We start from the raw sequence: 12,905 nt of genomic DNA, 5'->3' as shown, positions 1-12,905 counted from the left end.
TACGCTTTTGAGGGTCACTTCTTTACACGGACGGTCTTCGTGGACCGGGTCTCCAGCGTCATCTCGTCCGCCTCGGCGACCCTCGTCTTCAACCGCACAGTACCTGTCACGGCGTCGACCACGTCCACCACCTTCGCAAGCAGTTTCGCAGTATCCGCGTTCCCCGAGGCGCTCGCGAGCTGAACCGCGCGCCCCAGTTTGGCCGTTGCTCCATCGAAATCGCCCGCTTTGCGAAGGTCCAGTCCCTTCTGGATGGCCTGTGCCAGTTCGGCCTGCCCGGTGTAGTGGGCGACTTGGGGGTTGATCGAGGTGGAGGCGGCCATGTCGTCGGTCCATACCGCCCGTACGAGCCCCTGCCCCCCGAGGGTTTGCGCGGTTCCGTCCGGTTGGGGAATCACCAGGGACACCCGCGCGGCGAGCATCTCCTGGCCGAGTCCGGCCGGCGGGACCGTCACGCACAGGTGGTAGTCGCGGGACTCGTCGCCCCAGGAGCCGGTCGGGTAGTCCCCGGCGCGCGGTCCGGCCTCGGTGCGGCGGGCGGTCAAGTCCTCCATGACGGGCGCGACTTGCTTGACGAACCGGATCGTCGTGCCGACCGGCGTCCACACCCGCAGGGAGACGTCGGCGACCTCCTTGCCCATCGCCGTCTCCATCATCCGCGTGAAGTCCGCGGCGAGGCCCGCCGGGTCGGCGACGATGTCGGCGGTGCCGAGCAGCGCCGAGGCGATCCCTGTGACTTCTTTCACTTCCCAGTCGGTGCCCACGCCCCGCGCGTCACACGTGAACCGGCCGGCGCAGGCGTCCAGCGTGGCCCGCAGGTCCTCCGCCGACTCGTGCTCGTTGCGGCCGTCGGTGAGCAGGATGCCGTGCCGGATGCCGACGTCCGCCGAGGACAGCAGCCGGTCGGCGAGCCGCAGCCAGGTGCCGATGGCCGTGCCGCCGCCCGCGCTCAGCCGGCGCAGCGCCCGCTTGGCCTGCTCACGGGTGGTGGCGTCGGCGACCGCGAGCCGCCCGCCGCCCGGATAGACCTCGGAGGCCACGTGCGTGCCGCCGATCACCGCGAAGAAGGTGCCGTCGCGCAGGGCGTCGATCGCGGCGGCGGTGGCGTCCCTGGCGCCCCTCATCTTGGCCGGCGGATAGTCCATGGAGCCCGAGCAGTCCACCATGAGCGCCACCGCGGCGGAGGGCCGCCGACCCGGCGCGTACACGGGCGCGGAGACCGAGCCGCCGATGGTGCCGCCGCCGGTCGCGCTCACCGTGACGATGGCGTTGACCTCGCTGCCGTCCTCGGGCAGGTACTCGTTCTGGTAGACGTCCACCGAGAACTGCGGCACGTTCGACTTCGCGAAATTGGCCATGCTTGATCGCATCCCCCTCGACGCCCCGCCCACGCGGGGCGATGGCTGTGAGCGGACCGGTCCCCTCCGGTCCGCCCCGGCTTCCCCGTGCCGTTCCCCCGTCGGATACGGCCCTCAGGCCGATCCTGCCCCCTGCGGCGGCGCGGGGAACGGCAGGACCGCCACTGTTACGTTGTCGTGGCCCCCGCCGTCCAGGGCGTGCCCCACCAGCACCCGGGCGCCGTGCAGCGGGCGGGCCGCCGCGTCCGCCGGGATGACCTCGGACATCTCCTCCGCCGTCTCGGCGTAGTTCCACAGTCCGTCGGTGCACACCACGACGGCACCGGGCCGGTCCGGTTTGAAGGCGGCGGTGTGCGGCTCCAGTTCGTAGGCGTCCGCGCCCAGCCAGCCGGTGATCGCGTGGGCCCGCTCGTCGGCGTACGCCTCGGCCTCGCTCATCAGGCCGGCGGCGACCATCTGCGCGGCCCACGAGTCGTCCTCGGTGAGCCGGGCGGGCGGCGCGGAGCGGTCGCTGGGCACCCAGTAGACCCGGCTGTCGCCGACCCAGCCCACGACCAGCAGCCCGGAGGTGACGATCGCGCCGACGATCGTGCAGGCCGGCGCGTTCTGGTGCGGGGCGTGCTCGCGGGCGGTGGCGGGCTCCTCGGCGAGCGCGTTGACGGCCTGCGAGGCGGCGACGATCGCCTCGTGCATGGCCGCCTGCGGGTGGGTACCGCGCGGCAGCGCGGCCAGCAGGGTGTCGCCGGCCGCCTGGGACGCGGCCAGGGAGGCGTCGTCGGGGCGGGTCGCGGAGGACACGCCGTCGCAGACGATCGCCACCGCGGCCGGGGTGCCGTCGGGCAGCCTGGTGTGGCCGACGGCGAAGGCGTCCTCGTTGCGGTGGTGGCGCAGCCCGCGGTCGCTGACGGCGGCCACCGGGCCCGACTCCCGCTCCACGTGGTCGCGTTCGCGCGGCTGGGCGTGCCCGCAGTTCTCGCAGTAGCCGTCGCTGTCCACGCGGCCCGCCCGGCAGGCCACGCAGAGCTGCGCGGGCTCGGCCGGGGCGGCGGCCGGCCGCGGGTCCGGCGCCTGCAGCGGGTACTCGTCCGGCTCCTCCGGCCGGTCGAACCGCACCCCGGAACCGGGGGACGGCTCGGCGCCGGAGTCGTGCCCGGGCAGCGGCGTGTCGCTCGAATCGGTGCCGGGCAGGTCCGTCGGCAGGTGTGCCGCCGACGGCGTGCCGGAACCGGCCGGGCCGGGCTCGGGCCAGGCCGTGCCGTCGTCCGCTGTCGCGGAACCGGTCATGGTCAGCGTCGGGTGGTCCTGCGGCGGTGCGGGCACCACCGAAAGGTCGTACCCGCACGCTCCGCAGAACAGGTCACCCGGCTCCACGGGCTCCGCGCAGCTCGGGCACTTGGGCAGTGCGGCCTGCCGGGGCATCTGCGACATCGACTACACCCACGTCCGGGGGCGGTAACGGTTGGCCCGTTCCACCAGCTCGATCCTCTCCTTGCCGCCGGGCGCCAGCCGGGCCAGCGCGCGGTAGGCGCGCTCCAGACCGAAACGGAGGTCCCGCTCGTCCAGACCGCTGCCCAGCAGCACCCGGCCGCCGGCGGCGGGCCCGGTGCCCCGGCCCCCGGAGAGTATCCAGTCCAGCGCACAGCCGAGCACCTCCGCCGACAACAGCTCGCGCCGCGCCGGGTCCAGGCCGTACGCCCGGAGTGCCTCGACCTGACCGGCGGCGGCCGTCAGGTCGTCCAGGAACGGTACGTCACCGGCGGCCGCGGTGCGCTGTCTCAGCCGGGCCCGGACGGCGGCGACGCGGGCGGCCGTGTAGTGGATGGAGGACTCCGGCACCGACTCCAGCGTGCGCACGGCCCCGCCGCGGTCCCCGGCCGCGAGCCGCACCCGGGCCAGCCCGAACGCGGCGCTCACGAAGCTCCGGTCGGTCGTCCACACCAGGCGGTAGTACTCGGCCGCGTTGTCCGGCTGGCCCAGCACCTCGGCGCACAGGCCGAGCGCCAGCTTGGGCGCGGCCTCCCCCGGGAAGGCGTCGTAGACCGCGTCGAACGCGAGCGCGGCCCCCTCGAAGTCGCCGGTGACCAGCGCGGCCACACCCCGGTACCACACCACCCGCCAGTCGTCCGGCCGTTCCTCGTCCAGCTTGGCGAGGCTCATCGCCGCGCCCTGGTGGTCGCCGCTCTCCAGCCGGGCGCGGACCTGCCTGAGCCGGGTCTCGACGGTCTGGGCGGGCGCCGCGGCCAGCGCGGTCATCAGCTCGGCCGGCGCGGAGGCCATCAGCCCCGCGAGGAAACCGGCGTTGGGGTCGGCGGGGTCGACCAGCGGAACCGGCAGGGCCAGCGCGGCGGCCGCGGTGTCGACCGGCTCGACCATCGCCGGCGGGAGCGCGGCCGGGGCGGCGGGCGCCTTCCCCACCGGGCGTGCCCCCAGCCGGGACACGTCCCCGTCCAGCCGCGGGAACAGCTCGGTGTCGGTGACCTTCACCTCGGGTCCGAACAGCGTCGACAGCGCGGGCCGCGCCTGCCCGGACTGGAGCGAGACGACCTCGCGCAGCACCCCCGTCAGCTGCTCGGCCATCTCCTGCGCGGAGGCGAACCGGCGGGCCGGGTCGGGGTCGGTGGCGCGGACCAGGAGCCGGTAGAAGGACTCGTACCGGCGGAAGACCTCGATGCTGTCGGGGTCGGGCAGGGAGTCGGCGTAGACGTTCGTGTAGCCCTGGAAGTCGAAGGTGAGCACGGCGAGGGTGCGGCCCACCGTGTACAGGTCGCTGGCCACCGACGGACCGGACTCGGCGACCTCCGGGGCCTGGTAGCCGACCGTGCCGTAGATCGCCGACTCGACGTCGTCCATGCGGCGGACCGCGCCCATGTCGATCAGCTTGAGCTGGTCCTCGGTCTGGATGGCGTTGTCGACCTTGAAGTCGCAGTACAGGAGGTGGCGGCTGTGCAGGTGACCGAGTGCCTCCAGCGCCTCGATGCCGTACGCGCACGCCTGTTCCACCGGCAGGGGGTCGCGCCGGCCGTCGGGCGCCCGGCGGGCGTTGGCGATCTCCTTCAGGGACTTGCCGCCGACGTACTCCATGACGATGTAGCCGTCGAGGGAGCCGGTGCGCTGGTCCAGGTGCTCCACGAAGTTGTAGATCCGCACGATGTTGGCGTGCTCGATCTCCGCGAGGAAGCGCCGCTCGGAGATCGCCGCGGCCATCGCGTCCTGGTCGCCGGTGTCCAGCAGGCCCTTCAGCACCACCCAGCGGTCGGAGACGGCCCGGTCCACGGCGAGGTAGATCCAGCCGAGCCCGCCGTGCGCGAGGCAGCCCGCCACCTCGTACTGGCCGTGCACGATGTCCCCGGCCTTCAGCTTGGGCACGAAGGAGTAGGGGTGTCCGCACTTGGTGCAGAACCCCTCCGTGCGGCCCGGCCGGTCACCCCGGGCCCGGCCCACCGGGGCCCCGCAGTCCGCGCGCGAGCAGAACCGCTTCCGCTCGGGCACCTCCGGGTTCTCCAGCACCATCGCGCGCGGGTCGGGCCGGGGCACCTGCGGCACCGAGACGAGTCCGGCGCCCAGCCGGCCGCGCGAGGAGGCGCCGGACGAGGAGCCGGAGCTGCGCACCGACACCGAGCGGCCGGTGGAGTTGCCCGACAGCGACCGGGAGAGCCGCCCGGACACCGAGCGGCGTGACTTCGACGACTGCGAGGACGTCCGCGCGCTGCGCGAACTGCCGCTGTCGGCGGCGCCCTTGGTGATCCCGGTGGCCGGCGATTCCACCATCCCGCCCCCCGAGGGGGGACCCGCGGCCGAGACCACGGGCGCGAGTCCGCACGTGTCGCAGTACAGCTCGCCGCCGCCGACGTCCTCGTACGTCCCCGCGCAGCCCGGCCGCTGGCAGGTCTGCCCCGGCTGACTCATGACGTGTCCCCCTTGCGGTCCTCCGGAGCGTTCGCGCCGCCGATGAGTTCGGCCGCCGCCTGCTGGTAGCGCAGCACCGCCTGCTCCGCCACGCGCAGGTCGCAGGGCGCGCTCCACAGCATGCGGCGGGCCGCGTCGTACCGCTCGACCAGCAGCGGGTCCTCGGCGAGACCGTGCCGGGCCACCTTCGCCCGGTAGGCGTCGAGCCGGCCGCGCAGCTCGGCGCGGACCGCGAGCGGCGCGGTGACGGCGGTCAGCGACTCGCGGGCGCGCAGCAGCTCGTCCTCCGCCTTCTCCTCCAGCGACTCCAGCAGCGGGGAGAGCCGGTGCCACTGGGCCTGCCTGCGGTACTCGGCCGCGGTCGCCAGCTGCTCCTGCAGCGCGGTCGGCGGGCCGCTCACCACCGGCACCTCGGTCGCGGCGATCTTCGCGAGCACCTCGCCGCGCGCGGTACGGGCCTCGGCGAGGGTGCGGTCCGCGCGCGAGAGCACGTCCCGCAGCCGGATCAGTCGCGCCTCCGCGTCCTGGCGCACCGTCAGCACCGCGTCGATCTCCCGCCGGACGTCCTCCAGGGCGCGCGCCTCGCGGTCGTACACCGCCGTGTCCGGGCGCCCGCCGCCGGGCGCGGAACTGCCCTGGGCCGGCACCCAGAAGGCGAGCGGGTCGCGGACGACGTCCTCGCGCAGCCGGGTCAGCGTGCGGGTGATCCGCTCCAGGTCGTCGCCGGCCGGGTGCTCGCCGGGGCGGACCCCGACCGAGTGCGCGAGGCCCCGGGTGCGCGAGAGTTCCGCGGCGAGTAAATCGATCCGCGCGGGCAGCGCCGACCAGACCGCGTCGGCGGCGACGATCATGTCCAGGCTCGTCGCGTACAGCTCGTTCATCCGGTCCACCAGCGCGGACAGCGAGTACGTCTCGCTGAGCCGGCCGGTGCCCACGCCGGGGACGGTCACGGACTCGCCGCGCAGCAGCCCGGTCAGCTCCGCCAGGTCCTCCCGGCTGGACCAGCGGCGCCGGGCGCGGATCTCCCGGGCGCCGCGCAGCGCGGCCGTGTAGGCGTCGAAGTACGCCCACAACCGGGTGATCTGCGCCTCCGTGGCCTGCCAGCGTTCCTTGGTGACGCCGGCGAGGTCGGCGCCTTCGAGGAGTCTGCGGCCCGCGTGGTCCTGCAGGGCCAGCAGCGAGGTCTCGATCGCCTCGTGCTCCTGGCCGAGCCGCGCCAGCGCACGGTCCACCTCGTCCCGGTCCATCACCGGCCCGGCGGGGTCCGTGACGCCCATCGATCACCTCTCGCTTGCTGTCTGTTGCGGTCGGGTGCGGCTCAACTGCCGCGCAGGTACTGCGGCGCGGGCGGTTTCGACGCGGCGGAATCCTTTCCCAGTGTCGCCGACAGCCAGTCGTCGTACGACGTCTGCCAGCCCTGTGCGCGATAGTCCACCAGAACGCGGTTGACCCGGCGCACCAGATCGCTCGCGTCCTTCTTCATCGCCACTCCGTAGTACTCGGTCGTGAAGGCCTTGCCCTTGAGTTCGACCGTCGGGTCCTGCGCGGCCTGGCTCGCGGCGAGCGCGCCGTCGGTCACCACCGCGTCCACCTCGCCGAGTTGCAGCCGGACCAGGCAGTCCAGCTGGTTCGGGACGGTGGTGGAGATGTCGGTGGAGGCGGGCAGCCGGCCCTCCTTCCGGTCGGCGTCCAGCTTGGCGTGGGCCGTCGAACCGGCCGCCGTGCACACCTTCTTGTGCGCCAGCGAGTCGTCGTAACCCGTGATCGGGGACGACTTGGGCGCGAGGACCTGCTGGCCGGTCTTGAAGTAGGGCGCGGAGAAGGCGACCTGCTGCAGCCGGGCACAGGTGATCGTCATGGTGCGCACCACCATGTCGACGCGTCCGTCCTCGATCGCCGGGATGCGCTGGCTGGTCGGGATCGCCTTGAACTGCACCGCGTCCGGGTCCCCGAGGAGGTCCTCGGCGATCCGGTGCACCAGGTCGATGTCGAAGCCCTCCAGGCGCGCGCCCTCGGTGTTGGGGTTGCGGTAGCCCCAGCGGTAGCTGTTCTGGTCGACGCCGACGACCAGCTTGCGCCTGGCGCCCGTACGGGCCTTGATGGCGTCGATCGTCGGACCGTCCGCGCCGGACGGGGCGAGCGTCTGCCGGTGCGCCTCGGCGTCCACGCAGCCGTCGGCGCGGGCCTGGATGCCGGTGGCCGTCCTCTGCCCGGCCCGCTCCGGGTCCCCCGGTGCCCGCTGGGTGCACGGCAGCAGCAGGGCGCACGCCAGTGCCAGCGCGCACAGCACCGCCATCGCGGCGACTCCGCCCCAGCCCCGCAGGGACGGCCGTGCACGGCTCACGTCCATCACCTTGCCCCCTGTCACCGGTACTCCGAAAGTCTGCGGCCGATGCCGGCGACGGCACCGGCCGCGCCCAGCACCGCCAGGACGGCGACGCCCACCGGCAGCCCGGTCATCGCGTCCCGCCCGTCACCGGCGGCCTGCCGGAACTCGGCCTGCTCGTGGTCGATGGCCCGGGCGAGAGCGCGGTCGACGCCGTCGAAGCACTCGGCGGTCGCTCCCTTCGCGCCGATCACCTTGTCCAGCGCCTGCTGGTAGTTGCCGTTCTCGTCCTCGCCGCGGGCGGCGGTGTGACGCTGCTTCCACACGGCCATGTCGCCCTCGGCCGCCCTGACCGGTGCGGTGCCCCCCTGGTCGTCGGCGAGCCGCACCGCCTCGGTGAGGCCCTTGCCGAGCACGGCGATGTCCTTGTCGAAGGCGTGGTAGTAGGCGTCGTACGGCTTCCCGTCCACCGTGACGGTCTCCGCGCCGCGCGCCACCAGGCTCAGGTTCTCGTTGCCGCGGGCCTTCAGGGAGGCGATCCGGGCGTCGTGGAGGACGTTGAGCGAACGGATCCCCTGCTCGTAGGAGGTGTCGAGGCCGGAGCGGGCGACCGCGTGGCCCACGACCAGCCAGAGCAGGGCGACGGTGGTCGCGGCGGCGGCGGCGACCAGGCCGTGGTTGAGGACGCGGTTGGTGCGCCGGTACATGCGGTGCTGGGCCCACCCGAGCGCGGCCAGGGCGAGCAGGCCGAGCGCGATCGCCGCCCAGGGGTACGGCGTCGCGTCGCCGTAGTCGGCGTCGAGCCGCCTGTTCTCCGTCGTGTACAGGTCCTCCGCCGCCGGGAGCATCTGCTTCTGCATCTTCTCGTTGGCGTACCGCAGATAGGCGCCGCCGACCGGGTAGCCCTGCCGGTTGTACGTCCGGGCGCGCTCGATGAGGCCCTTGTACTCGGGCAGCAGCCGGTTCATCCGGGTGATGGTGGCCTCGGCGGCGGAGCCGGGCTCGGCGTTGGCGGCGGCGGTGACGAGGCCCGCGGCGGCGGTCCTGATGTCCTTCTCGTACCGGTCCCTGGACTGCGCGTTCTCCTGGCCGCCGGCGAGGAACCCGCTGGAGGCGGCGGTGTTGGCGTCGGCCAGCGAGCGGTAGATGGCGGCCGCGCCGGAGCTGAGCGGCTGGCTGCGGTGCAGGACGTCGTCGGCGGCGGCCGAGCGGGCACTGGTCTGCCAGGCGGTGACCGCGCCGAACACCACGACCAGCAGCGCGAGCACGGCACCGATGATCCGCAGCCGGCCGGGCTCGGTCGTCGCGGCGGCCCGCAGCCGCTCGACGCCCTCGGCGAAGGCGGTCCGGCGCGCGGGCGGCACGCCCGGGCCGGCGGCCGCGGGACGCCCGGGCTGTGCGGGGATGCCGGGGGCGGCGGGCACACCGGGGCCCACCACCGATGGTGCCGCGCTCTTCGGCGGGTGTGTCACTTGACCTCCCCCATGGTCATCCGTTCGCCGCCAAGTATCGCCGCCGGCCACGGCATCCGCACCGGCCTTCACTCGATCTTGATCGGATCGCAGTGTGCCCAGGGGCGCACGGTGCCCGACGCACCACCCCTTGCTGATGAACACGCCGGTCGGGTCGGACCGGTTCCCGTGGCGCCAAGTAGGCTTTCCGGCAGGGGAGTTCGCGTGTGCGGCGGGGAGCGGAGGTGGCGGTGTGGAGGCCGAGCTGACGGCGTTGGCCGTGTCCGGGGCGACGACCCTGGTGCAGCTGATGGCGGGTGACGCCTGGGCCACGGCGAGGAGCCGGGTGCAGGCGCTGTTCGGGCGCGGACGGGAGCAGGAGGCACGGGCGGCGGCCGAGGAGCTGGACGAGGCGCGCGGCGCGGTGGTCGCCGCCCACGCCGACGGCGACCGGGCGGCCCTCGCCGGGATCGAGTCCCTGTGGCAGGCGCGGCTGCTGCTCCTGCTGCGGGACGACCCCGCGGCGCGGGACGAGCTGCGCGCGCTGGTCGAGACGGCACGGGCCGCCCCGGAACGGGGCGGCACCACGTACAACACCGTCAGCGGAGGCGACATCCGCGGCTCCGTCGTCCAGACCGGCACCATCAACGGCGACCTCCACTTCGGCTGACGCCACGCGATGGGACCGGCGCCTCGGACCGGGACCGGCGCCTCAGGGCCGGGCCGGTGCCTGACGGCGGGGCCGGTGTCTCCCCGTGCTCCGGGTCAGCGGGGGCGCCGGGCCGGTTCCCAGTGGCTCCGCGCCCGCTCCTGTGCCCGTGGGCCCGAGCCCAGCCGGTCCAGGCCCAGCAGGACCGCGCCGAGGACGGGGCTCGCCGTCACCACGCGGACGTCGGCCTTCGGGGCGCGGGCCGCCATCAGGGTGCGGATGCCGTCGTCCAGCTGGGAGTGGCCCGCGGTGAGGACGCTGCCGCCGAGGAGGACCGGGGTCTCCTCCGCCAGCAGCTCCAGGCGGGTCAGGGCGACCGTCGCCATCACCGTGACCTCCTCCGCGAGCCGGGCGACGATCGCCCGGGCCACCGGGTCGCCGTCCGCCGCCGTGGCGAACAGCACGGGTGTCAGCTCGTGCCGGCGGTCGTGGCCGACCTGCTCCAGGTGCAGCGCCTCGATGAGGGCGTACATGTCCGGCAGGCCGAAGTGCGCGGGGAGGGTACGGGCCAGCGAAGTCGGCTTCCCGCGGCCGTCCTCCGCGCGGGCCGCGTGCCACAGCGCCTCCTCCGCCAGCCCCCAGCCGCCGCCCCAGTCACCGGAGATACGGCCGATGGCCGGGAAGCGGGCGGTGCGGCCGTCGGGGCGCATGCCCACGCAGTTGATGCCCGCCCCGCACACCACCGCCACCCCGCGAGGCTCGGCGACGCCCGCGCGCAGGATCGCGAAGGTGTCGTTGCGGACCTCCACCGACGCACCCCACGCGCGCGCGTGCAGCGCGCCCGCCAGCTGCTCCTCCTCCACCGGGAGATCGGCGTTGGCCAGGCAGGCCGCGACATGGCCGACGGAACCGACCCCGGCGTCCGCGAACGCCCGGGCCACCGGTTCCGCCAGCGCGTCCAGCGCCGCCGCCACGCCCACCGCGGGCGGACGGAAGCCGCCGCCGCGGGCCGTGGCCAGGACCTCGCCCGCGGCCGTGACCACGGCCACGTCGGTCTTGCTGTTGCCCGCGTCGATGGCGAGGACCGTCCGGGGTGCGGGTGCGGTCAGGCCCACGCGAGGTGCTCCCGGTTGTGCGCGACCAGCTGGTCGGTGAGGGCGTCGGCGTAGGCGTACTGGCCGATCAGCGGGTGGGCGAGCAGCGCGCGGAAGACGCGGTCCCGGCCGCCGCGCAGCGCCGCCTCCAGGGCCAGCTCCTCGTACGCCGTCACGTTCGCGACCAGGCCCGAGAACAGCGGGTCCGGCTCGGGGACCGGCAGCGGGACCGGGCCCGCCGGGCCGACCGCCGCCTGCACCTCGATCACCGCGTCGTCCGGGAGGAAGGACAGCGTGCCCCGGTTGAGCGTGTTCACCACCTGGTACGGGCTGCCTCCCCCGCCCAGCAGGGCCGCCGCCAGGTCCACGGCCGCCTCCGAGTAGAAGGCGCCGCCCCGCTTGGCGAGCAGCGCCGGCTTCTCGTCCAGGGCCGGGTCGCCGTACATGGTCAGCAGCTGCCGTTCCATGGCGGCCACCTCGGAGGCGCGTGACGGCTTGGTGCGCAGTTCCCGTACGACCTCGTCGTGCGCGTAGTAGTAGCGCAGGTAGTAGGAGGGGACGACGCCCAGGCGGTCCAGCAGGGTGCGGGGAAGGCGGACGTCGTCGGCGATCGCCTCGCCGTGCTCGGCCAGGAGCTTCGGCAGGACGTCCGGGCCCTGCGGGCCGCCCAGCCGCACACCGGTCTCCCAGGTGAGGTGGTTCAGGCCCACATGGCCCAGATGCACCTCGGCCGGGGCCACGCCGAGCAGGGCGGCGAACTTCCGCTGGAAGCCGATCGCCACGTTGCACAGGCCCACCGCCCGGTGGCCCGCCCGGAGCAGGGCGCGGGTGACGATGCCGACCGGGTTGGTGAAGTCGATGATCCACGCGCGCGGACTGGCACGGCGGACCCGTTCGGCGATGTCGAGCACGACGGGGACCGTGCGCAGCGCCTTCGCCAGGCCGCCCGCGCCGGTGGTCTCCTGGCCGATGCAGCCGCACTCCAGCGGCCAGGTCTCGTCCTGCTCCCGGGCCGCCTGGCCGCCGACGCGGAGCTGGAGCAGCACGGCGTCGGCGCCGTCGACGCCCGCGTCCAGGTCGGAGGTGGTGACGATCCGGCCGCCGTGGCCCTGCCGCGTGAAGATCCGGCGGGCCAGGCCGCCGACCAGCGCCAGACGCTCGGCGTCCGGATCCACCAGGACCAGTTCCTCGACGGGCAGGGTGTCCCTGAGACGTGCGAAGCCGTCGACGAGTTCGGGGGTGTAGGTCGAGCCTCCGCCGACCACGGTGAGTTTCATGTGTGGTTCAACCCTTCACTCCGGTGAGCGTGACGCCTTCGACGAACGCCTTCTGGGCGAAGAAGAACACGAGGATCACGGGGGTCATGACCAGCACGGTGGCGGCCATGGTGAGGTTCCAGTCGGTGTGGTGGGCGCCCTTGAAGGACTCCAGCCCGTAGGACAGGGTCCAGGCACCGGGGTTCTCGGACGCGTAGATCTGCGGGCCGAAGTAGTCGTTCCAGGCGTAGAAGAACTGGAAGAGCGCCACGGCGGCGATGCCCGGCCGGGCCATCGGCAGCACGACCCGCAGCAGGGTCCCGAGGTCGCCGCAGCCGTCGACCTTCGCCGCGTCCAGGTACTCGTTCGGGATCGTCATCAGGAACTGGCGCAGCAGGAAGACGGAGAACGCGTCACCGAACGCCATCGGGACGATCAGCGGCCACAGCGTGCCGGACAGGTCCAGCTGTTTCGCCCAGAAGAGGTACATCGGGATGACGACCACCTGCGGGGGCAGCATCATCATCGAGATCACCAGCATGAGTGACAGGTTGCGCCCCCGGAAGCGGAACTTGGCGAGCGCGTACGCCACCGGGACCGAGGAGACCACGGTCAGCACGGTGCCGAGACCGGCGTAGAGCAGCGTGTTCCGCCACCAGGTGAGGAAGCCCGGGGTGGTGAGCACGCTCCTGTAGTTCCCCCACTCCCAGGTGTGCGGGATCAGGTCCCGGCTCAGGGCCTGGCTGTCGCTCATCAGCGAGGTCAGGAACACGAAGACGAAGGGGAGCGTGAAGAACAGCGCGGCTGCCACGCCCAGGGAGTGGACCGCCACCCACTCCAGAGATGCCTTGCGGCGGTTCATACG

10 protein-coding genes are annotated in these 12,905 nt (G+C 73.8%); 1 reads left to right on the top strand and 9 read right to left on the bottom strand.

The window, feature by feature from the left end; genetic code table 11:
- Positions 1-14 precede the first annotated feature (14 nt).
- From ACZ4VF_RS12790 to ACZ4VF_RS12765, 6 genes are all read right to left on the bottom strand, one after another.
- Positions 15-1,358, bottom strand: coding sequence for a hypothetical protein (locus ACZ4VF_RS12790; protein ID WP_467925521.1), 1,344 nt, complete (start codon positions 1,356-1,358; stop codon positions 15-17).
- A gap of 114 nt (positions 1,359-1,472) precedes the next feature.
- Positions 1,473-2,786 carry a PP2C family serine/threonine-protein phosphatase gene (locus ACZ4VF_RS12785; RefSeq protein ID WP_467925519.1) on the bottom strand — a complete coding sequence of 438 codons (1,314 nt, stop codon included), beginning with the start codon at positions 2,784-2,786 and terminating at the stop codon, positions 1,473-1,475.
- Between the two features lie 3 nt (positions 2,787-2,789).
- Positions 2,790-5,264, bottom strand: coding sequence for a serine/threonine-protein kinase (locus ACZ4VF_RS12780; RefSeq protein WP_467925517.1), 2,475 nt, complete (start codon positions 5,262-5,264; stop codon positions 2,790-2,792).
- Complete coding sequence (locus ACZ4VF_RS12775) at positions 5,261-6,541, bottom strand: coiled-coil domain-containing protein (protein WP_467925515.1); 1,281 nt, start codon at positions 6,539-6,541, stop codon at positions 5,261-5,263. The genes ACZ4VF_RS12780 and ACZ4VF_RS12775 overlap by 4 nt, the downstream gene beginning before the upstream one ends.
- 41 nt (positions 6,542-6,582) lie before the next feature.
- Positions 6,583-7,614 (bottom strand): glutamate ABC transporter substrate-binding protein, encoded by a 1,032-nt coding sequence (locus ACZ4VF_RS12770; protein ID WP_467925513.1) that lies wholly within the window; start codon positions 7,612-7,614, stop codon positions 6,583-6,585.
- Between the two features lie 14 nt (positions 7,615-7,628).
- The gene (locus ACZ4VF_RS12765) at positions 7,629-9,062 is read right to left on the bottom strand and encodes a hypothetical protein (RefSeq protein ID WP_467925511.1); all 1,434 of its coding nucleotides are present in this window, start codon (positions 9,060-9,062) and stop codon (positions 7,629-7,631) included.
- Positions 9,063-9,294: 232 nt separating this feature from the next.
- Here ACZ4VF_RS12765 and ACZ4VF_RS12760 point away from each other — a divergent pair, with 232 nt between their 5' ends.
- Positions 9,295-9,711: a hypothetical protein gene (locus ACZ4VF_RS12760; RefSeq protein ID WP_467925509.1), complete on the top strand. Its 417-nt coding sequence runs from the start codon at positions 9,295-9,297 to the stop codon at positions 9,709-9,711.
- 95 nt (positions 9,712-9,806) lie between these two features.
- On the opposite strand, the gene ACZ4VF_RS12755 is transcribed toward ACZ4VF_RS12760, so the two are convergent.
- The 3 genes from ACZ4VF_RS12755 to ACZ4VF_RS12745 are packed head-to-tail and all read right to left on the bottom strand — an operon-like array spanning position 9,807 to position 12,902.
- The gene (locus tag ACZ4VF_RS12755) at positions 9,807-10,805 is read right to left on the bottom strand and encodes an N-acetylglucosamine kinase (RefSeq protein ID WP_467925507.1); all 999 of its coding nucleotides are present in this window, start codon (positions 10,803-10,805) and stop codon (positions 9,807-9,809) included.
- A complete protein-coding gene (locus tag ACZ4VF_RS12750) occupies positions 10,796-12,061 on the bottom strand; it encodes a 6-phospho-beta-glucosidase (RefSeq protein WP_467925505.1) in 1,266 nt (421 codons plus the stop codon). Before ACZ4VF_RS12750 ends, ACZ4VF_RS12755 begins: the two co-directional genes overlap by 10 nt.
- 7 nt (positions 12,062-12,068) lie before the next feature.
- On the bottom strand, positions 12,069-12,902 hold the full coding sequence (locus ACZ4VF_RS12745; protein WP_467925503.1) for a carbohydrate ABC transporter permease: 834 nt from the start codon (positions 12,900-12,902) through the stop codon (positions 12,069-12,071).
- Positions 12,903-12,905: the final 3 nt, after the last annotated feature.

The sequence above is a fragment of the Streptomyces sp. NPDC029151 genome (genome assembly GCF_055564315.1).
The sequence above is the reverse complement of the archived record's forward strand: the minus strand, read 5'-3'. Positions and strand labels throughout refer to the sequence as shown.